This is a genomic window from Alsobacter ponti (assembly GCF_024294805.1).
Lineage (GTDB): Bacteria > Pseudomonadota > Alphaproteobacteria > Rhizobiales > Beijerinckiaceae > Alsobacter > Alsobacter ponti.
On record NZ_JANCLU010000008.1, the window covers coordinates 119,108 to 141,706 of the forward strand.

At 71.7% G+C, this 22,599-nt stretch carries 26 protein-coding genes; 9 read left to right on the plus strand and 17 right to left on the minus strand.

The genetic code is table 11. From position 1 onward, the window contains the following. Window positions 1–3 precede the first annotated feature (3 nt). Complete coding sequence (ispG, locus tag NK718_RS10290; RefSeq protein ID WP_254741385.1) at window positions 4–1,287, minus strand: flavodoxin-dependent (E)-4-hydroxy-3-methylbut-2-enyl-diphosphate synthase; 1,284 nt, start codon at window positions 1,285–1,287, stop codon at window positions 4–6. A gap of 53 nt (window positions 1,288–1,340) precedes the next feature. After that, on the minus strand, window positions 1,341–1,883 hold the full coding sequence (locus NK718_RS10295; RefSeq protein WP_254741388.1) for a Fur family transcriptional regulator: 543 nt from the start codon (window positions 1,881–1,883) through the stop codon (window positions 1,341–1,343). 126 nt (window positions 1,884–2,009) lie between these two features. Between NK718_RS10295 and NK718_RS10300 the strand changes: the two genes are divergently transcribed. After that, window positions 2,010–2,810, plus strand: coding sequence for a 3-hydroxybutyrate dehydrogenase (locus NK718_RS10300; RefSeq protein WP_254741391.1), 801 nt, complete (start codon window positions 2,010–2,012; stop codon window positions 2,808–2,810). Between the two features lie 18 nt (window positions 2,811–2,828). Here NK718_RS10300 and NK718_RS10305 read toward each other — a convergent pair whose 3' ends face one another. From NK718_RS10305 to purC, 8 genes are all read right to left on the minus strand, one after another. Next, window positions 2,829–3,506, minus strand: coding sequence for a class I SAM-dependent methyltransferase (locus tag NK718_RS10305; protein WP_254741394.1), 678 nt, complete (start codon window positions 3,504–3,506; stop codon window positions 2,829–2,831). Window positions 3,507–3,569: 63 nt separating this feature from the next. Beyond that, window positions 3,570–3,824 (minus strand): hypothetical protein, encoded by a 255-nt coding sequence (locus tag NK718_RS10310; protein WP_254741397.1) that lies wholly within the window; start codon window positions 3,822–3,824, stop codon window positions 3,570–3,572. A 275-nt stretch (window positions 3,825–4,099) separates the two neighbouring features. Beyond that, on the minus strand, window positions 4,100–4,438 hold the full coding sequence (gene grxD / locus NK718_RS10315) for a Grx4 family monothiol glutaredoxin (RefSeq protein WP_254741400.1): 339 nt from the start codon (window positions 4,436–4,438) through the stop codon (window positions 4,100–4,102). Window positions 4,439–4,482: 44 nt separating this feature from the next. Further along, complete coding sequence (locus NK718_RS10320; protein ID WP_254741403.1) at window positions 4,483–4,719, minus strand: BolA family protein; 237 nt, start codon at window positions 4,717–4,719, stop codon at window positions 4,483–4,485. A gap of 13 nt (window positions 4,720–4,732) precedes the next feature. Continuing rightward, window positions 4,733–6,943 (minus strand): phosphoribosylformylglycinamidine synthase subunit PurL, encoded by a 2,211-nt coding sequence (purL, locus tag NK718_RS10325; protein ID WP_371877263.1) that lies wholly within the window; start codon window positions 6,941–6,943, stop codon window positions 4,733–4,735. A 37-nt stretch (window positions 6,944–6,980) separates the two neighbouring features. After that, a complete protein-coding gene (purQ, locus tag NK718_RS10330) occupies window positions 6,981–7,685 on the minus strand; it encodes a phosphoribosylformylglycinamidine synthase subunit PurQ (RefSeq protein WP_254741409.1) in 705 nt (234 codons plus the stop codon). Between the two features lie 4 nt (window positions 7,686–7,689). Continuing rightward, a complete protein-coding gene (purS, locus tag NK718_RS10335; protein ID WP_254741412.1) occupies window positions 7,690–7,932 on the minus strand; it encodes a phosphoribosylformylglycinamidine synthase subunit PurS in 243 nt (80 codons plus the stop codon). 200 nt (window positions 7,933–8,132) lie between these two features. Then, a complete protein-coding gene (purC, locus tag NK718_RS10340; protein ID WP_254741415.1) occupies window positions 8,133–8,927 on the minus strand; it encodes a phosphoribosylaminoimidazolesuccinocarboxamide synthase in 795 nt (264 codons plus the stop codon). Between the two features lie 295 nt (window positions 8,928–9,222). Here purC and NK718_RS10345 point away from each other — a divergent pair, with 295 nt between their 5' ends. Next, complete coding sequence (locus tag NK718_RS10345) at window positions 9,223–9,546, plus strand: DUF1476 domain-containing protein (protein ID WP_254741418.1); 324 nt, start codon at window positions 9,223–9,225, stop codon at window positions 9,544–9,546. Between the two features lie 110 nt (window positions 9,547–9,656). Further along, entirely contained in the window at window positions 9,657–10,463 is an 807-nt protein-coding gene (locus tag NK718_RS10350; protein ID WP_254741421.1) for an HpcH/HpaI aldolase family protein, read from the plus strand. Between the two features lie 6 nt (window positions 10,464–10,469). On the opposite strand, the gene NK718_RS10355 is transcribed toward NK718_RS10350, so the two are convergent. Next, a complete protein-coding gene (locus NK718_RS10355; RefSeq protein ID WP_254741423.1) occupies window positions 10,470–11,384 on the minus strand; it encodes a methyltransferase domain-containing protein in 915 nt (304 codons plus the stop codon). Between the two features lie 123 nt (window positions 11,385–11,507). Between NK718_RS10355 and NK718_RS10360 the strand changes: the two genes are divergently transcribed. From NK718_RS10360 to NK718_RS10380, 5 genes are all read left to right on the plus strand, one after another. Further along, window positions 11,508–12,278 (plus strand): ComF family protein, encoded by a 771-nt coding sequence (locus tag NK718_RS10360; protein ID WP_254741426.1) that lies wholly within the window; start codon window positions 11,508–11,510, stop codon window positions 12,276–12,278. A 68-nt stretch (window positions 12,279–12,346) separates the two neighbouring features. Continuing rightward, window positions 12,347–12,601 (plus strand): glutaredoxin 3, encoded by a 255-nt coding sequence (gene grxC / locus NK718_RS10365; RefSeq protein ID WP_254741429.1) that lies wholly within the window; start codon window positions 12,347–12,349, stop codon window positions 12,599–12,601. Window positions 12,602–12,613: 12 nt separating this feature from the next. Beyond that, window positions 12,614–13,495, plus strand: a complete 882-nt coding sequence (locus NK718_RS10370; protein ID WP_254741432.1) for a carbon-nitrogen hydrolase family protein — start codon at window positions 12,614–12,616, stop codon at window positions 13,493–13,495. A gap of 12 nt (window positions 13,496–13,507) precedes the next feature. Further along, complete coding sequence (locus tag NK718_RS10375; RefSeq protein ID WP_254741434.1) at window positions 13,508–13,987, plus strand: DUF1178 family protein; 480 nt, start codon at window positions 13,508–13,510, stop codon at window positions 13,985–13,987. A 131-nt stretch (window positions 13,988–14,118) separates the two neighbouring features. Continuing rightward, the gene (locus NK718_RS10380) at window positions 14,119–15,858 is read left to right on the plus strand and encodes a DUF6600 domain-containing protein (RefSeq protein WP_254741437.1); all 1,740 of its coding nucleotides are present in this window, start codon (window positions 14,119–14,121) and stop codon (window positions 15,856–15,858) included. A gap of 76 nt (window positions 15,859–15,934) precedes the next feature. On the opposite strand, the gene NK718_RS10385 is transcribed toward NK718_RS10380, so the two are convergent. Then, entirely contained in the window at window positions 15,935–16,825 is an 891-nt protein-coding gene (locus NK718_RS10385; protein WP_254741440.1) for a lipid kinase, read from the minus strand. Between the two features lie 8 nt (window positions 16,826–16,833). Further along, a complete protein-coding gene (locus NK718_RS10390) occupies window positions 16,834–17,541 on the minus strand; it encodes a phosphatase PAP2 family protein (protein WP_254741443.1) in 708 nt (235 codons plus the stop codon). 127 nt (window positions 17,542–17,668) lie between these two features. On the opposite strand from NK718_RS10390, the gene NK718_RS10395 reads away from it, so the two are divergent. Continuing rightward, window positions 17,669–18,907 carry a DNA topoisomerase IB gene (locus NK718_RS10395; RefSeq protein WP_254741445.1) on the plus strand — a complete coding sequence of 413 codons (1,239 nt, stop codon included), beginning with the start codon at window positions 17,669–17,671 and terminating at the stop codon, window positions 18,905–18,907. On the opposite strand, the gene NK718_RS10400 is transcribed toward NK718_RS10395, so the two are convergent. From NK718_RS10400 to NK718_RS10415, 4 genes are read right to left on the minus strand one after another with little or no spacing between them, the layout of a single operon-like run. Continuing rightward, on the minus strand, window positions 18,834–19,688 hold the full coding sequence (locus tag NK718_RS10400; RefSeq protein WP_254741448.1) for a class I SAM-dependent methyltransferase: 855 nt from the start codon (window positions 19,686–19,688) through the stop codon (window positions 18,834–18,836). The genes NK718_RS10395 and NK718_RS10400 overlap by 74 nt on opposite strands. Next, window positions 19,685–20,677, minus strand: a complete 993-nt coding sequence (locus NK718_RS10405) for a GNAT family N-acetyltransferase (RefSeq protein ID WP_254741450.1) — start codon at window positions 20,675–20,677, stop codon at window positions 19,685–19,687. The genes NK718_RS10400 and NK718_RS10405 overlap by 4 nt, the downstream gene beginning before the upstream one ends. Continuing rightward, window positions 20,674–21,732: a glycosyltransferase gene (locus tag NK718_RS10410; RefSeq protein ID WP_254741453.1), complete on the minus strand. Its 1,059-nt coding sequence runs from the start codon at window positions 21,730–21,732 to the stop codon at window positions 20,674–20,676. The genes NK718_RS10405 and NK718_RS10410 overlap by 4 nt, the downstream gene beginning before the upstream one ends. After that, on the minus strand, window positions 21,729–22,586 hold the full coding sequence (locus NK718_RS10415) for a PIG-L deacetylase family protein (protein WP_254741455.1): 858 nt from the start codon (window positions 22,584–22,586) through the stop codon (window positions 21,729–21,731). The genes NK718_RS10410 and NK718_RS10415 overlap by 4 nt, the downstream gene beginning before the upstream one ends. Between the last annotated feature and the right edge of the window lie 13 nt (window positions 22,587–22,599).

The following is a 22,599-nucleotide window of genomic DNA, read 5'->3' on the forward strand; positions in this document are numbered from 1 at the left end:
GCGTTACTCGGCGGCGCTTTGCCGCGCGCCGAAGCGCTTCTCGATATAGGCGTTCACCATGGCCTTGAAGTCGGCCGCGACGGTCGGCCCGCGCAAGGTCGCCGCCTTGCGTCCGTCGATGAACACCGGCGCGGAGGGCGTCTCGCCGGTGCCGGGCAGCGAGATGCCGATGTCGGCGTGCTTGGACTCGCCGGGGCCGTTCACGATGCAGCCCATCACCGCCACGTTAAGCGTCTCGACGCCCGGATAGGTGCGCTTCCACTCGGGCATCGAGTCGGAAATCCAGGCCTGGATGTCGCGCGCCAGCTCCTGGAACACGGTCGAGGTCGTGCGGCCGCAGCCGGGGCAGGCGGCCACCAGAGGCACGAAGGTGCGGAAGCCCATCGTCTGCAGCAGTTCCTGCGCCACCTTCACCTCGAGCGTGCGGTCGCCGCCCGGCTCCGGGGTCAGCGACACGCGGATCGTGTCGCCGATGCCCTCCTGCAGCAGGATGCCCATCGCGGCCGACGAGGCGACGATGCCCTTGGAGCCCATGCCGGCCTCGGTCAGGCCGAGATGCAGCGCGTAGTCGGAACGCTCCGCCAGCATGCGGTACACGGCGATGAGGTCCTGCACCGCCGAAACCTTGGCCGAGAGGATGATCCGCTCGCGTGGTAGGCCGATCTCCTCGGCGCGCTCCGCCGAGAGCAGCGCCGACTGGACCATCGCCTCGCGGGTGACGGCCCGCGCGTCCAGCGGCGCGTCGGCGCGCGCGTTGACGTCCATCAGGTAGGTCAGCAGTTCCTGGTCCAGCGAGCCCCAGTTGGCGCCGATGCGCACGCTCTTGCCGTGGCGGATCGCCGTTTCGACGATGGCCCCGAACTGGCGGTCGCGCTTCTCGCGGAACCCGACATTGCCGGGATTGATGCGGTACTTGTCCAGCGCCTCGGCGCAGGCGGGGTGATCGGCCAGCAGCTTGTGGCCGATATAGTGGAAGTCGCCGACGAGCGGCACGGCGACGCCCCGCCGCAGCAGGCGGTCGCGGATATGCGGCACGGCGGCGGCCGCCTCGTCGCGGTCCACGGTGATGCGGACGATCTCGGACCCGGCGCGGGCCAGCGCCGCGACCTGCGCGACCGTCGCCTCGATGTCCGCCGTGTCGGTATTGGTCATCGATTGCACGACGACAGGCGCTCCGCCGCCCACCTTCACCGTTCCCACCATCACCGGAACCGTGACGCGGCGCGGGCGGGGCCCGGATTCGGCGGGCGGCGGCAGGCAGGACAGGGCGGCGAGATCGGTGGTCATGGAAGCGTCCGGACAATTCTGTTGGGGGTGGACCCGGGCGGCGGCGTCGGGCCTCAGCCCCGGCAATGCGCGCAGGACCCGGCCAGTTCGATGACACGGGCGTGCGGGGTGAAGCCCTGTCTGCGCGCAAGCTGGGCGAGGTCGCGGCGCAGCTCGTCCGAGACGGCCTCGTCGACCCCGCCGCAGCGGTCGCAGATCATGAACACGACGAGGTCGCCCGGGGCGTGGCGGAAGGGGCAGGCGATGAAGGCGTTGCGGCTCTCCAGCCGGTGCGCGAAGGCCTGCTCAAGAAGGAAATCAAGGGCGCGATAGATGGTGACGGGCGCGTGGCGCTTGCCGCCGCCCGCCTCCAGCGCGTCGATCAGGTCGTAGGCGCTCATGGGGCGGTGGGTGGCGTAGAGCGCTTCCAGCACCTGCCGGCGGATCGGGGTGAGGCGCAGGCCGCGTTCGGCGCACAACGCCTCGGCGTCGGCAATGGCGGCGGGCGCACGCGCCGCGTGGTCGGCCGCGTGGGCGCAGCCGCCGTGCTCGTGCGCGTGCCCGCCCGTCGCGTCGGCCGGACACTGGGGCGTCGGTCGGGAGTGTGAATGCGTCATCATTCGTCCTTCGCCGCCCTCTGTAGCACGGACGGCGCGCGCGTGCAGGCCCGGCCATCGCCGAAGGCAGCACTTGCCCGTGCGGGGGGCTGGAGTAGATTGCCGCGGCGCAACACAGGAGCTTCCATGTCCACGATCTCGCCGTCGCTCGCGGGCCGCAACGCGGTCGTCACCGGCTCCACCTCCGGCATCGGCCTCGCCATCGCGCGGGCCCTGGCCGAGGCGGGCGCCAACGTCGTCGTCAACGGGCTCGGAGACGCCGCCGCGATCGAGGCCGCCCGGGCCGGCATCGAAAAGGACTTCAAGGTCCGCGCCCTGTACAACGCCGCCAACATGCTCAAGCCGGCCGAGATCGCCGGCATGATCGCCGAGGCCGAAGCGCAGCTCGGCAGCGTCGACATCCTCGTCAACAACGCCGGCATCCAGCACGTCTCGCCGGTCGAGGATTTCCCGATCGAGAAGTGGGACGCGATTATCGGCATCAATCTCTCCTCGGCCTTCCACGCCATCCGCGCCGCCGTCCCGGGCATGAAGAAGCGCGGCTGGGGGCGCATCATTTCCACGGCCTCGGCGCACTCGCTGGTGGCCTCGCCGTTCAAGTCGGCCTATGTCGCCGCCAAGCACGGCATCGCCGGCCTCACCAAGACGGTGGCGCTCGAGCTCGCCACCAGCGGCGTCACGGTGAACTGCATCTCGCCGGGCTATGTGTGGACGCCGCTCGTCGAGAACCAGATCCCCGACACCATGGCCGCCCGCAACCTCACCCGCGAGCAGGTGATCCGCGACGTCATGCTGAACGGCCAGCCGACCAAGCAGTTCGTCACCGTCGAGCAGGTCGCCGGCGTGGCGCTGTTCCTGTGCTCCGACGCGGCGGCCCAGATCACCGGCTCCAACCTCTCCGTGGACGGCGGCTGGACGGCGCAGTGAGCCAGGGCGGCGCGCCGCTCACGCGGCCGCGAACCGCCACACCGTGGTGCGCTTGACCTCGCTGTCCTCCAGCTCACGCGTCGTCGCGACCTGGTAGACGGCGAGGGGCTCCAGCCTTTCGCGCGGCAGGTAGGACCGGCCGGGATCGCCGACCAGCACCGTCGCGCCCCGGCGGGCCAGCGCTTCCAGCCAGTCCGTCACGTTTCGCGCCATGTCGCGCTCGTAGCAGACGTCGCCGGCGAGCACGGCGTCCCAGCCCTCGTCGCGGCCGACCACGTCGGCGCATCGCCCGGCAAGCGCAACGGCGTTGGCGGCGGCGTTGACGCGGATCGCCGCCAGCGCGAACGGGTCGATGTCGGTGGCCTCGACCGAACCCGCCCCGGCCAGCGCGGCGGCGATGCCGGCGAGCCCCGAGCCGGAGGCGAAGTCCAGCACACGCCGCCCGGCGACCAGTTCGGGTTGGTCGAGCACGTGGCGCGCCAGGGCCTGCCCGCCCGCCCAGGCGAACGCCCAGAACGGTGGAGGCAAGCCGATCTCGCCGAGCTCCTCCTCCGTCTTGCGCCACAGCTCGGTCGCCTCGGTCGCCAGGTGCAGCCGGATTTCAGGGGCGTGCGGCACCGGGACGAGCCGCGTGTGCTGGCGGATGAAGCCATCCGGGTCGGCGGCGGGATTGCTCGGGGAGCGGGGGCCGGTCATGGCCCGGCATAGCGCGTTTCGGAGGGGAAGGACACCGCCTGGCGGGAGGAGCCCTGCGCCGGGTCAGATGAAGGTCGGCGCGCCGGCCAGCCAGAGCGCGGCGGCGCAGAGGGTCGCCAGCAGGCCGATCCCCAGGGGAAGGCCGATTTCAAGGCCGAAATGGGCGCCGACGCGACGTGCCATGCCGCCGTCCTCGGAGAGGCGGGCGCGAACCTCGGCCCGCAGCGCGCGGCACCGTGGGTCGCTGTCGAGCACGGCCGCGAGCCGGGCCATGCCGGCGGCGTCGTCAACCAGTGCGTCCGCCCTCAGATGCGGCATGATGGTCTCCCTGATCGTCCATCGTCGCCAGCTTCGATCCCCAATCGGACCGGGACTTGACCGCCACGGGGCCTTTTTGCGGCAGAGGTCCGGTGCAACGGGAAGTCTGGCAATCGTGCACGCGCTACTTGCATTGAAGCTGTGCATGCCCGCACAGGCCGCACGTTGATCTAACGCAGAGCGAAACGAAAAAGCCTCCTCCCGCGTGGGGAGGAGGCTCATATATTACAGCGCTGGTTAAGGCCGCCGGCGCGGGCCTGCGCCCGGCCCCGGACTCAGGCCTTGGCGGCCTGCTTCACGGCGACGCCCTTGTCGGTCAGGTGCGTCTGCAGCTCGCCCGACTGGAACATCTCGCGGACGATGTCGCACCCGCCGACGAACTCGCCCTTCACGTAGAGCTGCGGGATCGTCGGCCAGTTGGAGAAGTCCTTGATGCCCTGGCGGATGTCGTCGTTCTCGAGCACGTTCACGCCCTTGTAGGGCACGCCGAGGTAGTCGAGGATCTGCACAACCTGCCCGGAGAACCCGCACATCGGGAACTGGGGCGTGCCCTTCATGAACAGCACGACATCGTTGGCCTCGATGTCGCTCTTGATCACGTCATGGATGCTCATTGGGTCTTCCTTTCCTCATGCGCGGTCAAGGCGCGCCGGATGGGTCAATTCTCGGGTGTCGAGGTCGTCAGCGCAAGGGCGTGGAGCACGCCGCCCATGTTTCCCTTCAGCGCCGAATAGACGAGCTGGTGCTGCTGCACGCGCGTCTTTCCTTTGAAGGCGGCCGAGACCACCGTGGCGGCATAGTGGTCGCCGTCGCCGGCGAGGTCGCGAATCTCGACCCTGGCGTCCGGCAGGGCTTCCTTGATCAGCCGTTCGATCTCGTGGGCGTCCATGGCCATGGGAAGGCTCCTCTCAAGCGGCCTTGCCGGCCATGTAATCGGGCAGCCACGCTTCGTGGGCGGAGCGCAGCGCCGTCACCGATATGGGCCGCTCGCCCGGCAGCGTCAACGCGTCGCCGCCGCTGCGGCCGATGCGAAGGGCCGGCACGCCGGCCGCGCGCGCTTCGGCCAGGATGGCGTCCGCCCGCGCCGGCGTCACGGCCAGCACGTAGCGGGCCTGATCTTCGCCGAACAGGGCGGCGTGGAGGGGCAGGCCGGGCGGAGGCGTCTCCAGCGTCGCGCCGATCCCGGACGCCATCGCCATTTCGGCGAGCGCCACGGCCAGACCGCCGTCCGAGCAGTCATGCGCGGTGCGCACGCGGCCGGAGCGGATGAGGCCGCGCACGAAATCGCCGTTGCGGCGCTCGACGGCCAGGTCGACGGGCGGCGGCGCGCCCTCCTCGCGGCCGCAGATGTCGCGCAGATAGACGGACTGCCCCAGCCAGCCGGCGGTGTCGCCGATCAGCAGCAGCGCCTCGCCTTCCGCCCCGAAGCCAACGCCGGCGCATTCCGCCACGTCGTCGACAAGGCCGACGCCGCCGATGGTGGGCGTGGGCAGGATTCCGCGGCCGTTCGTCTCGTTGTAGAGCGATACGTTGCCGGACACGACCGGGAAGTCGAGCGCGGTGCAGGCCGCGCCGATGCCGCGGATGCAGCCGACGAACTGGCCCATCGCGTCCGGGCGCTCGGGATTGCCGAAATTGAGGTTGTCGGTGATGGCGAGCGGCTGTCCGCCGACGGCGGTGATGTTGCGCCACGCTTCGGCGACGGCCTGCTTGCCGCCTTCCACCGGATCGGCCTCGCAGTAGCGCGGCGTCACGTCGGAGGTCAGGGCCAGGCCCTTGGGTCCGTCGAGCACGCGCACCACGGCGGCGTCGCCGCCTGGCGCCTGCACCGTGTTGCCCAGGATCAGGTGGTCGTACTGCTCCCAGACCCAGCGCTTCGAGCACAGCTCGGGCGCGCCGATCAGCTTGAGCAAGGCCTTCTCGTTCGACAGCGGCGCGGCGACGCTCTCCGGCGCGATGGTCGGCTGCGGGGCGCTTGCGACATGCGGCCGGTCGTAGAGGGGCGCCTCGTCGCCGAGTTCCTTGATCGGCAGGTCGGCCATCACCTCGCCGTGGTGCTTCACCACGAAGCGCAGCGTGTCGGTCGTCTTGCCAATCACCGCGAAGTCGAGGCCCCACTTCACGAAGATGGCCTCGGCCTGCTTCTCCTTGGCGGGGTCGAGCACCATGAGCATGCGCTCCTGGCTCTCGGAAAGCATCATCTCGTAGGCGGACATGCCCGCCTCCCGGCAGGGCACCTTGTCGAGATCGAGCTCGATGCCGAGGTCGCCCTTGGCGCCCATCTCCACGGCCGAGCACGTCAGGCCCGCCGCGCCCATGTCCTGGATGGCGATGACCGAGCCGGTCTGCATCAGCTCGAGGCACGCCTCGAGCAGCAGCTTCTCGGCGAACGGGTCGCCGACCTGCACGGTCGGGCGCTTCTCCTCGGACTTGTCGTCGAACTCGGCCGAAGCCATGGTCGCGCCGTGGATGCCGTCGCGGCCGGTCTTGGAGCCGAGATAGACGATCGGGTTCCCGACGCCGGTCGCCTTGGCGTAGAAGATCTCGTCCGCCTTGGCGATGCCGACTGCCATGGCGTTGACGAGGATGTTGCCGTCGTAGCGGGTGTGGAACCCCATCTGTCCGCCGACGGTGGGAACGCCGAACGAGTTGCCGTAGCCGCCGATGCCCGCGACGACGCCCGACACGAGATGGCGCGTGCGCGGGTGCGACGGGTCGCCGAAGCGAAGCGCGTTGAGGCAGGCGACCGGGCGCGCGCCCATGGTGAACACGTCGCGCAGGATGCCGCCCACGCCGGTCGTCGCGCCCTGGTAGGGCTCGATGTAGCTCGGGTGGTTGTGGCTCTCCATCTTGAACACGCAGGCGAGGCCCTCGCCGATGTCGATGACGCCGGCGTTCTCGCCGGGGCCCTGGATCACCCACGGGGCCTTGGTCGGCAACGTCTTCAGGTGCAGGCGGGAGGACTTGTACGAGCAGTGCTCGTTCCACATCGCCGAGAAGATGCCGAGCTCGGTGAAGGTCGGCTCGCGGCCGATGAGCTCCAGAATGCGCTTGTATTCGTCCGGCTTCAGGCCGTGTTCGGCGACGAGCTGGGGAGTTATCGCAATCGTGTTCGGGATCACGCCGGGTCTCCGTCAATGTTGGCCCGGGGGGCGCTCACGCGGCGGTCGCCGCGAAATGGTCGACGAGGGAGGCGAACAGCCCGCGCCCGTCCGTGCCGCCGACCAGCGGGTCGATCAGGTTTTCCGGATGGGGCATCATGCCGAGCACGTTGAATCCGGCCGAGTAGATGCCGGCAATGTCGTGCAGCGAGCCGTTAGGGTTCGCCGAGCCGCCGACATGGCCGTCCGCGTCGCAATAGCGGAAGGCCACCCGTCCCTCGTGCTCGAGCCTATCGATGGTGTCCTCGTCGGCGACGTAGTTGCCCTCGCCGTGGGCGATGGCGACTTTGATCACCTGCCCGACATGGTAGGCGCTGGCGAAGGGCGTATCGGCGCGGTCCACCTTCAGATGCTGCATCTTGCAGACGAAGCGCAACTGCGCGTTGCGCATCAGCACGCCGGGGAGCAGGCCGGATTCGACGAGGATCTGGAAGCCGTTGCACACGCCGAGCACCAGCCCGCCGCGCGCCGCGTGGGCGCGCACGGCGTCCATGATGTTGGCGCGTCCGGCAATCGCGCCGCAGCGCAGATAGTCGCCGTAGCTGAAGCCGCCCGGCAGCACGACGAGATCGGTGCCGCGTGGCAGCTCGTGGTCGGCATGCCAGACATAGTGAGGCTCGTGGCCCGAGGCGTCGCGCAGCGCGCGCCCGGCGTCCCGCTCGCGGTTCGAGCCCGGGAAGATGACGACGGCGGCCTTCATCGGCTCAGCCTCCGATCTCGACGCGGAAGTTCTCGATGACGGTGTTGGCGAGCAGCTTCTCGCAGGCGGCCTTCAGCGCGTCCTCGGCGCGGGCGCGGTCCGCGCCGGCGAGCTCGATGTCGAACACCTTGCCCTGGCGGACACTTTCCACGCCCTCGATCCCGAGGGACTTCAGGGCGCCTTCGATGGCCTTGCCCTGCGGGTCGAGAACGCCGGTCTTCAGGGTGACGGTCACGCGCGCTTTCATCGGGATCTCGCTCGACGGTTCGTGAGAGCGCCCGGCCGGACGGGCCCGGGTCCAGGCTGGTATCGCGATAAGGGGTCCGCCGCGGCAACGCAACCCCATGCGCGTCCCGCCGAGCCCGCGTTGGCGGGGGCGCCGCGCGCCGGAACGGAAACGGGGGCCGCGAGGCCCCCGTCGAACCATCCCGCGCCTGTCGGCCGGATTTACTGCACGAGCTTGGGGCCGGTCGCGCCGACCCGCTCGTTCTCGCTGATGATGCCGAGACGCCTTGCCACCTCGGTATAGGCCTCGACGAGGCCGCCGAGATCGCGGCGGAAGCGGTCCTTGTCCAGCTTGTCGTTGGACTTGATGTCCCACAGCCGGCAGGAGTCGGGGGAGATCTCGTCCGCCACGACGATCCGCATCATGTCGCCTTCCCACAGGCGGCCGCACTCCATCTTGAAGTCGACGAGGCGGATGCCGACGCCGAGGAAGAGGCCGGACAGGAAGTCGTTGACCCGGATGGCCAGGGCCATGATGTCGTCGATCTCCTGCGGCGTGGCCCAGCCGAAGGCGGTGATGTGCTCTTCCGACACCATCGGGTCGTTGAGGGCGTCGTTCTTATAGTAGAACTCGATGATCGAGCGGGGAAGCTGCGTGCCTTCCTCGATGCCCAGCCGGGTCGCCAGCGAGCCGGCCGCGACGTTGCGCACCACCACTTCGAGCGGAATGATCTCGACCTCGCGGATAAGCTGCTCGCGCATGTTGAGCCGGCGGATGAAGTGCGTCGGCACGCCGATGTCGTTGAGGTGCTGGAAGACGTATTCCGAAATCCGGTTGTTCAGCACGCCCTTGCCGTCGATGACCTCGTGCTTCTTGGCGTTGAACGCGGTCGCGTCGTCCTTGAAGTGCTGGATCAGCGTTCCCGGCTCCGGGCCTTCATAGAGGACCTTGGCCTTGCCTTCGTAAATGCGACGGCGGCGGTTCATCGGCGTGTACCGTGTTTTGAGGAAGTCCATCGGACGGCCATACCTCGCGTGAGAGATCGTCCGCAACGGCGCGAACGGGATGGGATCGATTCGGCTCGCGTCCAGCCCGTCTGCGCGGGCAACCTACCCGATCGAACCTGCGAGCACAACGACAGCGCCCCGGCGGGCCTGTGGATCGGCGTCGATCCGCCTCCGCGGCTTATATGGTGCAATGCAGCACAAAGTGCAAACGCCCCGGCTCTGGCGTTACAACCTAAAGTGGCTATATCAGGAGCGCATGACAGGGGGACGCCGGGACTCCGGCCGATCGTAGGAGAGGGACGAGATGACGACATTCGACAAGCGCGAGGAAGCCTTCGAGCGGATGTTCGCCAGGGACGAGGAACTGAAATTCAAGGCCATGGCCCGCCGCAACCGGCTGCTCGGCCTGTGGGCGGCCCAGCAGCTCGGCAAGAGCGGCGCGGAGGCCGACGACTACGCCAGGGCCGTGGTGGCCGCCGACTTTGAGGAGGCCGGCGACGACGACGTGTTCCGCAAGGTGAAGGCCGATTTCTCGACCGCCGGGGTGGCGTTTTCCGAGGCGCAGATCCGCTCCACCATGGACGAGCTGCTCGCCCGCGCCGTCACGGAAGTTCGTGAAGGCCGCTGAGCGCTTCTGTTTCCGGCCGGGCGGCGGCTTGCCCCCGCGCCGCGCGCTGGCCTAGCATCTTCGGCCCCGGGCGACGTCGCCCGGGGTTTTTGATTCCCGGAGGAACCGAGATGCCGAGCGCCGACGCGTTTGCCGCCCTGTCGCACCGCTGGGGCCGCCCGCCCGGCCTGCTGACCGCCTGGCTCGGCATTCCATCGCCCATCCTGGCCGGCGTGGTGGCGCGCGAGGGCGTCGACTGCGTCACGCTGGACATGCAGCACGGCGGCTTCGATCTGGCGGCGGCCGTGCTCGGCATCGGGCAGGTGATGCTCGCCGGCAAGCCGGCGCTGGTGCGCGTGCCGGTCGGCGACTACGCCACCGCCTCGCGATTGCTGGATTCCGGGGCCGCCGGGATCATCGCGCCGATGGTGAATTCCGTGGCCGACGCCCGCGCGCTCGTCGAGTTCACAAAGTTCCCGCCAGTGGGCGCGCGCAGCTGGGGGCCGGTGCTGGCGATGGACGCCTCCGGGCTGGGTCCGGCGGACTATCTGCGCCGAGCCAACGGGCTCACCAAGGCCATCGCGATGGTGGAGACGCGCGAGTCGCTGGCCGCGCTCGACGACATTCTCGCCGTAGAGGGCGTCGACGGCGTCTTCGTGGGGCCGTCGGACCTGTCGATCACGCTGTCGGGCGGCGCCCATGTCGACGCCGAGCACAAGGATGTCGACGCCGCGCTGGACCACGTGCTGGCCCGCTGCAGGGCGGCCGGCAAGGCGGCCTGCGTGTTCGCGCCGTCCGGACCGCGGGCCGGCGAGATGCGCCGGCGCGGCTTCGACCTCGTGGCGCTGGCCAACGATGTCGGCCAGGTGCGGCTCGGGGTGAAGACGATGCTGGAGCAGGCGGGAGCCGCGAAGGGGCCGGCGACCCAGGGCTACTGACCGGGGCTACTGACCCGGGCCGGGCTTCTCGCCCGCCGGCCGCTCCGGCACGCCGAGTGCGTCGGCGAGGCGGGCCTTGGCCGAGCCCGGCCGCAGCGGCTTCTGCTGGCTCTCGTGCGGAGCCCAGCCGGAGACCCACAGCAGCTCGAAGGTGGCGCGCACCCGCCCGTCCGGGTCCGAGAACCGCTCGGCGTAGATCTGCATCATGCGCAGCAGCGTGTCGCGGCGCAGCGGCGTGCGCCGCCGCTCGACGAGCACGTTCGTCGCGCCCATGGCGCGCAGGTCGCGCAACAAAGCGAGCGGGTCCGCATAGCGGACGGTGAAGGCGTCGACGTCGGTCACCGGCAGGGCGAAGCCGGCCCGCTGCAGCAGCGCGCCCATGTCGCGGACGTCGGCGAACGGCGCGACGCGCGGGCTGACGCCGCCCTCGACCTCGCTCTCGGCCTGCGCGAAGGCCTGCCGCAGCTCGGTCAGCGTCGCCCCGCCCGCGAGGCAGGCGAGAAACAGCCCGTCCGGCTTCAGCGAACGCCGGATCTGCGCAAACGCGCCGGGCAGGTCGTTCACGGTCTGCAAGGCCAGCACCGACACCACGAGGTCGAGGCTTTCGGGCGCGAAGGCGGGCGTCTCGTCGTCGAGCACGACGCCGCTCCACGGTCCCGCGCCGACCGCTTCGGCCGTGGGGACGGCCCGGACCAGCGCGCCCGACACTCCGGCGGCGCGCAGGGCTGCCGCGGCGTGCGGCGTCGGCGTGCCGAGGTCGACGGCGACGCTGAATCGCCGCAGGACGGCGCCGAGCCGGTCGCCCAGCTCGTCGGCGGCGCGCTCCACGAGGAAGCCGGCGCCCGGTTCGGCGGCGCGCAGCGCGCGGCGCAGCCGGTCGCGGCGCAGGGCAGGGTCGAAGATCAGGGGAGCGCCGCTCATGCGGTCCGGCCTCGCGCGGGACGGTGTGGGTTCGGGCGGGTTATGGAGCGCGGGGCCCCGCGCGTCAAAGACTCGCGCCAAAGTCGTGGTGCGGCGGGGCCCGGGCGCGCCTAGCATCGGCGCATGTCGGACGCGACCGAGACGATTGCAAGGACAAGGCGCGGCTGGGTCGCAGGCGCGCTGCGGGCCGCGCTCGACCTGGTCTATCCACCCTCGTGCATCGGTTGCGGAGCGGCGGTGGCGGAGCCGCACGGGCTTTGCGCCGCCTGCTGGCGCGGCCTTCCCCTGATCTCGCGGCCGTACTGCGAGCGGCTGGGCACGCCGTTCTCGGTGGACCATGGCGGCGCGCTGCTCTCGCCCCAGGCTCTGGCCGACCCCCCGGTGTTCGAGCGGGCGCGCGCCGTGGCGCGCTACGAGGGCCTGGCGCGCGACCTCGTGCATCGGCTGAAATACGGCGACCGCCACGATCTCGCCCGGCCCATGGGTCGCTGGATGGCGCGGGCCGGGGCCGAGCTGCTGGCGGACGCCGACGTGCTGGTGCCCGTGCCGCTGCACGCCTGGCGAATCTGGACGCGGCGCGCCAACCAGGCCGGGCTGCTGGCAGCCACCATCGCCGCCGTCTCCGGGGTGCCGGCTGCCCCCGGGGGGCTGGCGCGCGTGCGCCGCACGCGACCGCAGGTCGGCCTCACGCGGGCCGAGCGCGGCCGCAACCTGCAGGGCGCCTTCCGCGTGCCGGAGGAGGGCGTGGCTTCCGTCGCCGGCCGCCGCGTCGTGCTGGTCGACGACGTGCTGACCACGGGCGCGACCGCCAACGCGGCGTCCCGGGTGCTGCTGCGGGCGGGGGCGTCGAAAGTCGACGTGCTGGTCTTCGCGCGCGTGGCTCACCCGCTCTGAGCGCCTGTGGAAAAGCCGTTTCGCCCCGCCTATATAAGCGCCGACCTGAATGATTTCTGGACAGGACGATGACCAGGCCAGTGACCATCTACACCAAGTCGTGGTGTCCCTATTGCCACGCCGCCAAGGCGCTGTTGCAGCGCAAGGGCGTGGCGTTCGACGAGATCGACGTCGCCGACCCCGCCAAGCAGGAGGCGATGAGCCGCAAAGCGGGCCGCCGCACCGTGCCGCAGATCTTCATCGGCGACACGCATGTCGGCGGCAGCGACGATCTTCACGCGCTCGAAGCGGCTGGTAAGCTGGACGCCCTGCTGGCCGCCTGAGAGGACGAGCTGATGTCGTCGCATTCCGTGTTCCGTGCCGCCTGCGTCCAGATGCGTTCCGGCATGACGCCGGCCGCGAACATCGACCAGGCGGCGGCTCTCGTCCGCGAGGCCGCTGGCCTGGGCGCGTCCTACGTGCAGACGCCCGAGATGTCGAACGCGGTGTGCCGCGACCGCGACACGCTGTTCGCCAGCCTGGCGCTGGAGGAGGCGGACCCCATGCTCGCCGCCTTCCGCGAGCTGGCGCGGGAGCTGCGCATCCACCTGCACGCCGGCTCGCTCGCCATCCTGCGGCCGGACGGCAAGGTCGCCAACCGCGCCTTCCTCATCGACCCGCGCGGCGACGTCACCGCCCGCTACGACAAGATCCACCTCTACGACGTCGACCTGCCGAACGGCGAGAGCTGGCGGGAGTCGCGCACCTACACAGGCGGCGACCGCGCCGTGGTGGCCGATTTGCCGCAGATGAAGCTCGGCATGACGATCTGCTACGACATCCGCTTCCCGCACCTCTACCGCGCCCTCGCCGAGGCGGGCGCGCAGATGCTCTCCGCCCCGGCCTGCTTCACCAAGCAGACCGGCGAAGCCCACTGGGTGGTGCTGCACCGCGCCCGCGCCATCGAGACGGGCTCGTTCATGGTGTCGGCCGCCCAGGCCGGGCATCACGAGGACGGGCGCGACACGTTCGGCCATTCGATCATCGTCGACCCGTGGGGCCGCGTGCTGGCCGAGGCCGGCGCGGAGCCCGGCGTGATCGCCGCCGACATCGATCCCGCTCTGGTGGCCGACGCGCGCGCCCGCATTCCGACCCTGGCCCATGCCCGCGCATTCACGCTGGAACCAGCCGGCGAGCTGGCGGAGCCGCCGCGCGGCTCGCCCGCCTGGACCGCCTGACAGACACGCGCCATGATCCGCTACGCGCTGCGCTGCGACAACGGACACGAATTCGAGAGCTGGTTCCGCGACAGCGCCTCCTTCGACGCGCAGGCCGCGCGCGGGCTCGTGACCTGCCCCGTGTGCGACACCGCCAAGGTCGAGAAGCAGATCATGGCCCCCACCGTGGCGCGCACCGACGTGCCGCGCGCGGCGGCGGACGCGTCGGAAGCGCCCGCCGCGGTTCCCACCGCCCCTGCGGCGCTGCCGGTGGCGTTGATGTCGGAGCGGGAGAGGGCCTTCCGCGAGGTGCTTCGGGCGGTGCGCGAGCACGTCATCGCCAATTCCGAGCATGTCGGCCCGCGCTTCGCGGAGGAAGCGCGGCGGATGCACGATGGCTTGAGCGAATTCCGTTCGATCTGGGGCGAGGCGACGCCCGACGAAGCGCGGGCGCTGGCGGAGGAAGGTATCGACGCGCTGCCGCTGCCGGTGCTCCCCGACGAGCGGAACTAACCCGCGCGGTCCCGCGTCCCCTTACAGGCGTGTAATCATATCAAGGGCTTGCGGCCCCGCCCTGGGCGCGGGAACAACAGCCGCGACCCCCGAGTTGATCGGTCGACCCCTTTCCAGAAGGAGGAAAACCGATGAAGCGATCTGATTTTATGACAGGCGCGGCCGTTGCCGCCCTTCTGCTCGCGACGCCCCTGGCGCTCGCGACTTCCGCCGATGCGCAGTCCGCGCGCCGCCACATGCAGCCGATGCATTCCGATTCTCGCGGCATGCCGTCCGACGCGCGCATGCACTCCGACTCGTCGTCCATGCGGTCCAGCACGACGACCACCACGCGCGAGACCGTCTCGGTCGAGCAGCTGCGCACCAAGCTTGAGCCCGAGGGCGAATTCGTCCGCGTCTCGAAGCTCGGAGAGGCGTGGCGTCCGCGCGACGTCGAACGCGACTGGCAGCCCTATACGAACGGCCGCTGGATCTTCAACCAGCAGGTCGGCTGGTACTTCGAATCCGACGAGCCGTGGGCCGAGATCACCTATCACTACGGCCGCTGGTACGATGATCCCGAGCAGGGCTGGGTGTGGATCGCCGGCACCGAGTGGGCTCCGGCCTGGGTGGAATGGCGCCGCAACAAGGACTATGTCGGCTGGCGTCCGCTGCCCCCGTCCAACGCTCCGCGTCGTGTCGCCACCCGGCGCGGCGACCGCGGCTATGACGTGACCGAGATCCAGGAAGAGTGGGTCTTCGTCCCGACCCGCGAGATCACGACCGAGCGGATCACCACGGTTCGCATCGAGCCGAGCCGCGTGGTCGAGGTCTATCGTGACGCGCGGCCGATCGGCAGCGTCGAGCGGCGCGGCTCCTACGCCGTGAACTTCGCCCTGCAGCCGCAGGTGCTGGAGCGCGAAGCGAACATCCGCATCGAATCGCGCAACATCCCGCGCGCCGAGGCGGCCCCCGTGCCTCAGCCGGTCCGCGCCATCGCGACCGAGGAGCGCACGACCACCTCGACCACGAGCACGCGCCGCGACGGCCAGGACAACCGTCCGGCGGCCTCCGACACGGAGCAGCGTCCCGGCCAGCCGCCGCGTCCCGGTCAGGCTCGCGGCACGGAGCCGAACGATCGTCCGGCGGCGGCCGACGCCCAGAAGAAGGGCGAGGACGCCAGCAAGCGCATGGGCCAGGACACCTCGCCCGGCGCCAAGCGGCCTGACGCGACCGGCGCGGTGAAGCGGCCGGGCGAGCAGGACAACCAGGCCGCCAAGCCCGACGATCAGTCGAAGGGCAAGACCGCGACCGACTCGACCAAGCCGGACGACCAGTCGAAGGGCAAGGCCGCGATGGACTCGGCCAAGCCCGACGACAAGTCGAAAGGCAAGGCCGCGACCGACTCGACCAAGCGCCTGCCGGCGAACGCCAACGCCGGCGGCGAGGATCGCGGCCAGAACCGCGCCGAGCAGCGTCGTCCCGCTAACGCGGCGGCCGGCGAGGACAACGCCAAGTCGAACCGCAGCACGGCCGAGCAGCAGCAGCGCCGCCTGCCGGCGAACGCCAACGCCGGCGGGCAGGATCGCGGCCAGAACCGCGCCGAGGAGCGTCGCTCCCCGGCCGGCGCGGCCAACGCCAACGCCGGCGGCGAGGATCGCGGTCAAAACCGCGCCGAGCAGCGGCGTCCCGAGCAGGCCGGCCAGGCTCGCCGTCCGATGCCGGACACCACGGGCTCGACGCGCCCGGCCGGCCGTTCCGGCGAGTCGCCCGCGATGCAGCGCGGCGGCGAGCAGGGTGGTCCGGCCGCGGCCGGCGGCGCGCAGCGTCCGCGTCCCGACGCCGGTCCGGCGCAGAAGCGCAAGCTGCCCGACCAGGGCGGCGCGGAATAACGGCCCACAAGACGGACGGCCCGCCGCCGTGGCGGGCCTCTCCGGCCCTCGCCCCTCGGGGCGGGGGCTTTTCTTGTCAGATGGCGCCGAGGCCCGGGGCTTCGTCCGGCGCGAACACGCGCAGCGCGCCGGGCCGCACGACGAAGCGGGCCGGCGTCATCGCGCGCAGCTCGCCGTCGACATTGATGCGCTTGGGATGAGCGGTGTGGATCTCGAACCACGCGCCATGAAGGGCGCGCACGTCCGGCGCATGCCGGTGCTCGCCGGAGCGCAAGGCGGGGGCGATCACCGCCAGCCGCCACAGGCGTCGCGTTTCGAGGCTGTACAGGTCGAGCCGGCCGTCGTCGATGCGCGCGTCCGGCGCGATGGTGAGGCCGCCGCCGTAGTGCCGCCCATTGCCGATGGCGATCTGCAGCGTCTCGACCTCGGCCGCGCCGCTCGCGCCTGTAATGGTGGCGCGGAACGGCCGCGCCTTGAACAGCACGCGCAGGCTGCCGAGCACGTAGCCGAAGGGGCCGAAGCGCCGTTTCGTCTCGGCCGCGATGTCGGAGGCCAGCGCGGCGCTGATCCCGACGCTCGCGACATTGAGGAACACGACGCCGTTGACGTCCCCGACGTCGACCGAGCGCACATTGCCGGAGGCGATGATCTCGGCCGCGGCCGGCAGATCCGTGGGAATGCCCAGCGTGCGGGCGAAGTCGTTGCCGGTTCCGAGCGGAAGGACGCCCAGCGTGAGCCCGGTTCCGACCATCGCGCCGGCCACGGCGCTCACCGTGCCGTCCCCGCCCCCGGCGATCACCGCGTCCACGGCGTGGCGGTGCTCCTCGACATAGGCGGGGATGCCGCCGGGCGAGCCGTTCCAGTGCCGCACGATCTCCACACCGGCCGCTTCCAGCCGCGCCGTCGCGGCATCGAGCGGGGCCGAGCCCGACCGGCTGTCCTGGTTGACGATCAGCATGGCCCGCATGGCTGCGCTCAGTCCACGCCGCGGTCGGCGGACGCGGTCTCGACCGTCCCGCGTCGCTGAAGCGCCAGCGCGACGCGCCAGCACAACAGCGCCCAGGCGGCCCCCACGCACCAGCCGGCGAGCACGTCGGTGGGCCAATGCACGCCGAGATAGACGCGGCTGGCGCCCACCAGCAGCGTCAGAAAGATGACGACGCCGAGGATGTAGGACTTCAGCCGCTTTCGCTCGGCGGTGCGAGCGAGCAGCGCGCCGATGGTGAGGTAGGTGACGGCGGACAGCATGGCGTGGCCGCTCGGAAAGCTCAGCGTGTGCACCTCCGCCAGCCGCGCCACCAGGTCCGGCCTGGGCCGCTGGTAGCCCAGCTTGAGCAGCGAGCTCAACAGCGTGCCGCCGCCGACCGACACGGCAAGCAGGATGGCGGCGTGCCACTTGCGGTCGATGGCGAGATAGAGGACGGCGATCACCGTCACCAGCGTCAGGACCGCCGTGCCGCCGAGGCTGGTGATGTCGCGCATCATCGCCTCCAGCCACCACGGGCCGATCGGGTCCGCGTGGTCGCCCGGGGTGCGCAGCGCGAGCAGGATGGCGCTGTCGAAGCGATGGGTTTCGCCTTCGCCCACCTCGTCGGCGATCTGGAAGAAGCCGAACAGCAGCGCCGCCATCACCATCAGGCTCACGAGGGAGCCGAGTTCGAGTCGAAAGAGGCGGCGGATCATGAGGGCCCCGTGCGGATGCGGTATGGCGTCGCCGCCATGGTGGCGCGTTCCGCCCCGCACGGGAACCCGTCTCCGCGCCGGTGGTTGCATCCGCACGGCGCGTGGCGCGCGCCATGACGGGTGCGGGATGGACAGCACGATCGATCTGGACGCGGGCGAACGCCTCGTCGAGCAGCGCGAGGCGGCGGAGAGCGCCGGCCTCGTCTATGTATCCGACGATGTGCCCGGCATCGGGCGGCGGCGCGCGGGCTCCGGCTTCGCTTATGTCGACGCGAAGGGCGCGACGGTGCGCGACCCGGCGACGCTGGCGCGCATCCGCTCGCTCGCGGTGCCGCCGGCCTGGCGCGACGTATGGATCTGCCCCGTCCCGGAGGGCCACATCCAGGCGACCGGGCGCGACGACAAGGGGCGCAAGCAGTACCGGTACCACCCCAAATGGCGGGAGGTGCGCGACGGCTCCAAGTTCGAGCACATGCTGGACTTCGCGCGCGCCCTGCCGGCCCTTCGCCGGCGCGTCGCCGACGACATGGCCGGCGGCCGGCTGACGCGCGAGAAGGTGCTGGCGACGGTGGTCCACCTGCTCGAGAGCACGCTGATCCGTGTCGGCAATCCGGACTACGCGCGGCAGAACGGCAGCTACGGCCTGACGACGCTGCGCGACCGGCATGTCAGCATCGACGGCAAGGAGCTTCGCTTCGCGTTCACCGGCAAGTCGGGCAAGACGTGGCGGCTGCGGGTGGCAGACCGGCGCATCGCCCGCATCGTCAAGGCCTGCCAGGACATTCCCGGCCAGCACCTGTTCCAGTATTTCGACGAGGACGGCGAGCGGCGGCCGGTTACCTCGTCCGACGTCAACGCCTATCTGCGCGAGGCGACGGGGCAGGACATCACGGCCAAGGACTTCCGCACCTGGGCGGGTACCGTGCTGGCCGCCATGGCGCTGAAGGAGTTCGAGGCGCTCGACGGCGCGGCGCGAACCAAGAAGAACGTCAAGGTGGCGATCGAGCGCGTCGCGGCGCGGCTCGGCAACACGCCGACGATCTGCCGCAAGTGCTACGTCCATCCCGAGGTGGTGAACGCCTATCTCGAAGGCTCGCTGCTGGAGGAAGTGGAGCAGGAGGTCGAGCAGGAGCTCCGCGACGAGCTCGACACGCTGAAGCCGGAGGAGGCGGCCCTGCTGGTGCTGCTCAGGAACCGGCTCAACCGCGACATCGCGGCGCGGGAGGCGGCGGAGCGGAGCCGCGACGCGGGGAGCGGCCAGAAGCGCCGACGCGCGGCCCGCTCGCGCGGGGTCAGCGCGGACGCGCCCAGTGGAACACGCGCCCGTCCCACAGCGAAAACGGCCGGACGCAAGCGCCGCGCGTGAACCCCGCCGCGGCCGCCGCGGCTTCGGCTTCCTGCAAGTCGAGGTCCGGATCGCCGCGATACGACCAGTTCATGACGACGAGCGCGCCCCCCGGCCGCAGCGCGCGGAAAGCGTCCGCGACATGGGCGGCGGCGAGCCCCGCCGAGACCAAATAGGGCATCACGTCCACCGCCAGCACGAGGTCGGCCGCGCCGTCGCGGACACAGGCGAGGTCCCGTCCGGCATGCAAGGCGAAGAGCAGGTTCGGCGCGTCCTGGGCGACCGCGCGGGCATGGCGCAGCAGACGGCGCGACACGTCGAGCCCCAGCACGGCATCCACGCGCGGCGCGAGCAGGCGGGCCACCCGGCCCATGCCGCAGCCGAGGTCGATGACTGTGGTGGCGGGGTCCAGCAGGCCGCGCGAGTCGAGCCAGCCGACGATCTCCCCGCCGGCCGCCTCCAGCAGCGCGGCGTCGCCCAGGCTGTAGAGGGCTACGGCCGCTTCGGGCGACACGCTGGCGACGCGGTCGAACGTCTCCGCCCAGCGCCGGACCGGGTCGCCGGCTTCCGCAGTCGCGGCGTGGTCGGCATGGTCCAGCACGCCGCGAACGACGTCCCACGCCCCCGGGCGCTCCCGCCACAAGCGCAGCGGCGCGCCGGCGCGCGGATCCGCCGTCAGCGCCGCCTCGACGTCGGTCTCGTGCTCGGCCGCGATGATCAGCCGCATCAGCAGCAAGGGGGGCGACAGGCCCTCGTCGAGCCCCGTGGCGACGATGTGCCGAAGCCGCGCCTCGGCGCTCACGGCGCGTCGCGTCCGGCCGTCACGACCAGCGTGTGACCATGCCGGTCCGCCGCACCCCAGCGGAACTTGTAGTCCTCGGCCCCGCGCAGCAGGCTGAAGCGCGCGCAGCCGGCGGCGGCCGCGCGCTCGATGGCGTCGCCGAGGAGCAGGGTGCCGGGGCTCTCGCGCTCGAACTCCGGATCGAAGCCGCTGAGATACGCGTAGGCGGTCGCGCCATGGCGCAGGCCATAGTAGACGCCGGCCAGCCGCCCACCGATCGTGAGCGCCGTGGCGTCCAGCAGTCCGGTCTCGCTCAACGCGGGCGCGGCCTGACGGTGGAACGCGCGCACGGCGTCGTCGGCGAGCACGCCGGCCCCGCCCTTGCTGCGCCAGCGCGCCCCATGCAGCCGGAAAAGCGCCTCCAGCCACGCGTCGAGGCCGAGCCGCGTCGCCTCGACCACGGCGGCCCCGCCGCGCCGTTCGGCGCGATGCCGGGCCATCCGCAGCTTGCGGCGCTGCGCCGCCGGCACGCTCTCCAGCCCCGCCGCGCAGGCGAGCTCGGGCGCGGTCTCCCCGACGTGCCACTCGGCTTCCCCTCCGCGCCAGAAGAGGTGCTGCAGCGCCGCCCCGGGCGGAACGTCAGGCCAGACGATCCGGCCATCGGGGCCGGCCGCCGACAGCATGGCGACCGCGAGGGCCGGGCCTGCCGCCGGCTCGTCAGGGTCGATCAGCACGTCGTGGAAGTCGGACACCGAGACGCCCAGGGGCAGCAGGCTCCCCGCCGTCGGGTCGCGGTAGAGCGGAGCGAGCGCCACGAGCCGGCGTCCACGCCTCACCGCGACCGTGGCGAGCTCGCCCGGCGCGAAACTCCGCCACCACGGCAGCAGCCATGAGGGCGACTGGAACGGCGTCGCGTCGGGGCAGCGCCGCCACAGGGCGTCCCATTCCGCCGCGAGGCCCTGGAGGGCGCTCGCGTCTTCGATCGCGCATTTCGCCAGCGCCACCGTCATGGCGTCGCCCGCAGCGCTGGCCGCACGGCGAGCCGGGCGTAAAGATCGAGCACGGCGTCGGTCATGCGGCGCGCGTCGAAGCGTTCGCGCGCCACCGCGCGGCACGCCGCCGGGTCGATCCGGTCGGCGCGGCCGATGGCGGAGGCCATCTGCTCCTCGTCGTCGACGAGAAAGCCGGTGACGCCGTCGACCACCGCGTCGCGCAGCGCGCCGTTCGGAAAGGCGATCACGGGGGTTCCGCACGCCGCCGCCTCGCGCGCCACGAGCGAGCTCGTCTCGGCGACCCGCGAGGGGATCAGCACACATCGCGCCGCCGACAGCAGGCGGCGCTTGCGGGCGAAGCCGACCGGTCCGATGAAGCGCCGCGCCTCGTCGAGCAGCGGCCGGACCTCGCCTTCGAAATAGGCGCGGTGCGCGGGGTAGGGATAAAGTTCGCCGGCCGCCAGCAGCGGCACGCCGGCGCGCCGGGCGGCCCGGATCGCCGCGTCGACCCCCTTCTCCGGGCAGATCCGCCCGAGGAACAGGGCGAAGCTCCGGCGCGCGTGCCGCGCCCGGGCGAGATCGTCCACTGGAACGCCGTTCTCGATGGGTTCGAGCAGCGCGGCCCCGCGCGGGCACGCGGCGGCCTGCGACGCGGAGACCGGCAGCAGGAACGTGTCCGGCCGGCTCGGCCGGAACAAAGCCTCCGGGTACCACGAGGGCGGGAGATGCAGGGTCACGACGGCGGGCGGGCCGGACGGCGGCAGGGTCTCGTAGGCGTCGACGCCGTGCAGGTGGACGACGTCGACCGCCTCGCGGCGCAGGGTTTCGGCGATGGCGGCGCGGCAGCGCGCCCGCCCGGCGGCGAGGACCGCATTGGTCAGCGGGCCTTCGCAGGCGGGCGTCGCCACGAGTTCGCCGGCGACGCGCGAGCCCTCGCTGGCCACGACGAGGGAGCGATGGCCCGCCTCGACCAGCGCCCTGTCGATCCAGCCCAGCACCTGCTCCGCGCCGCCGACGGTGTCTGGTGACACCGGCGCGAAGGGGTAGGCGACGGAGAGCACGGTCAGGCTCACTTGAGCGCCTCCGGCAGGCCCGCCAGCGCGCGGGCGGCGCGGGCGTGGAGCAGGAAACGGCGTCCGTCCATGCCCCAGTCGTGCCGTTCGTAGAGCAGCGGACCGGGCGGCAGGCCGGCCCCGTCGCGGGCGGGCGCGAGGCGGAACAGCTCCGGCCCGAGCGGGAAGCCGGCGAGCGTCCCCGACTGGGTCACGAAACAGGCCAGCAACGCCGCCTTGGCGCTTTCCTGGGCGGGCGTGAGCGCCAGCCGCCACACCGGACCCGCCCGGTCGTCCGCGGCGAAGTCGCGCCGCAGCCAGCCGCCGTCGCCGCCGTCGCTGCCATCGCGGTAGAGAGGGGCCTCAACGATGGCGGGCGGCTCGCCGCCGCGCGCCGCGATCAGCTCCGCCGCCAGATGGACGGCCAGCGCGACGGCGTCGTGGTCCGGGTGGCCGCCCTCGTAGGCATGCGTGAAGACAATCCGCGCGCCTTCCAGCTTGTCGCGCAGGTGCAGGGCGATCCAGCCCATGGCCTCCGCCGCGCCCTGGTCGGGCACCAGCAGGGCCGAGAGGGCGGACAGCGGCACGCCGGCCTGCGTCATCGCCCGCTCCAGCTCGCGCCGCCGCGCGGCGGCGTAGTCGGCCGGGCAGGCGAAGCCGCAGCGTCCCGCGTCGGCCCCGTCGCGCGGCGCGCCGTCGGTGACGTGCAGGATGCGCGCGCCGGCGAGGCGCGGCAGTTGCCCGCCCAGCATCAGCGTCTCGTCGTCCGGATGCGCGACGACGACCACGACGTGATCGGCGTCGACCGGCCCCGTTCCCCCAGCGGCGAGCGCGTCGAGCATCGCCGTGGCGAGGGCGTCGTGGGGCCCGGTCATCGCCGCGCCGCCG

Excerpts from the sequence above, each read along its gene's own strand:
- ispG (WP_254741385.1), bottom strand. The coding sequence starts at position 1,287 with ATGACCACCGATCTCGCCGCCCTGTCCTGCCTGCCGCCGCCCGCCGAA.
- NK718_RS10295 (WP_254741388.1), bottom strand. The coding sequence starts at position 1,883 with ATGACGCATTCACACTCCCGACCGACGCCCCAGTGTCCGGCCGACGCG.
- NK718_RS10300 (WP_254741391.1), top strand. The coding sequence starts at position 2,010 with ATGTCCACGATCTCGCCGTCGCTCGCGGGCCGCAACGCGGTCGTCACC.
- NK718_RS10305 (WP_254741394.1), bottom strand. The coding sequence starts at position 3,506 with ATGACCGGCCCCCGCTCCCCGAGCAATCCCGCCGCCGACCCGGATGGC.
- NK718_RS10310 (WP_254741397.1), bottom strand. The coding sequence starts at position 3,824 with ATGCCGCATCTGAGGGCGGACGCACTGGTTGACGACGCCGCCGGCATG.
- grxD (WP_254741400.1), bottom strand. The coding sequence starts at position 4,438 with ATGAGCATCCATGACGTGATCAAGAGCGACATCGAGGCCAACGATGTC.
- NK718_RS10320 (WP_254741403.1), bottom strand. The coding sequence starts at position 4,719 with ATGGCCATGGACGCCCACGAGATCGAACGGCTGATCAAGGAAGCCCTG.
- purQ (WP_254741409.1), bottom strand. The coding sequence starts at position 7,685 with ATGAAGGCCGCCGTCGTCATCTTCCCGGGCTCGAACCGCGAGCGGGAC.
- purS (WP_254741412.1), bottom strand. The coding sequence starts at position 7,932 with ATGAAAGCGCGCGTGACCGTCACCCTGAAGACCGGCGTTCTCGACCCG.
- purC (WP_254741415.1), bottom strand. The coding sequence starts at position 8,927 with ATGGACTTCCTCAAAACACGGTACACGCCGATGAACCGCCGCCGTCGC.
- NK718_RS10345 (WP_254741418.1), top strand. The coding sequence starts at position 9,223 with ATGACGACATTCGACAAGCGCGAGGAAGCCTTCGAGCGGATGTTCGCC.
- NK718_RS10350 (WP_254741421.1), top strand. The coding sequence starts at position 9,657 with ATGCCGAGCGCCGACGCGTTTGCCGCCCTGTCGCACCGCTGGGGCCGC.
- NK718_RS10355 (WP_254741423.1), bottom strand. The coding sequence starts at position 11,384 with ATGAGCGGCGCTCCCCTGATCTTCGACCCTGCCCTGCGCCGCGACCGG.
- NK718_RS10360 (WP_254741426.1), top strand. The coding sequence starts at position 11,508 with ATGTCGGACGCGACCGAGACGATTGCAAGGACAAGGCGCGGCTGGGTC.
- grxC (WP_254741429.1), top strand. The coding sequence starts at position 12,347 with ATGACCAGGCCAGTGACCATCTACACCAAGTCGTGGTGTCCCTATTGC.
- NK718_RS10370 (WP_254741432.1), top strand. The coding sequence starts at position 12,614 with ATGTCGTCGCATTCCGTGTTCCGTGCCGCCTGCGTCCAGATGCGTTCC.
- NK718_RS10375 (WP_254741434.1), top strand. The coding sequence starts at position 13,508 with ATGATCCGCTACGCGCTGCGCTGCGACAACGGACACGAATTCGAGAGC.
- NK718_RS10380 (WP_254741437.1), top strand. The coding sequence starts at position 14,119 with ATGAAGCGATCTGATTTTATGACAGGCGCGGCCGTTGCCGCCCTTCTG.
- NK718_RS10385 (WP_254741440.1), bottom strand. The coding sequence starts at position 16,825 with ATGCGGGCCATGCTGATCGTCAACCAGGACAGCCGGTCGGGCTCGGCC.
- NK718_RS10390 (WP_254741443.1), bottom strand. The coding sequence starts at position 17,541 with ATGATCCGCCGCCTCTTTCGACTCGAACTCGGCTCCCTCGTGAGCCTG.
- NK718_RS10395 (WP_254741445.1), top strand. The coding sequence starts at position 17,669 with ATGGACAGCACGATCGATCTGGACGCGGGCGAACGCCTCGTCGAGCAG.
- NK718_RS10405 (WP_254741450.1), bottom strand. The coding sequence starts at position 20,677 with ATGACGGTGGCGCTGGCGAAATGCGCGATCGAAGACGCGAGCGCCCTC.
- NK718_RS10415 (WP_254741455.1), bottom strand. The coding sequence starts at position 22,586 with ATGACCGGGCCCCACGACGCCCTCGCCACGGCGATGCTCGACGCGCTC.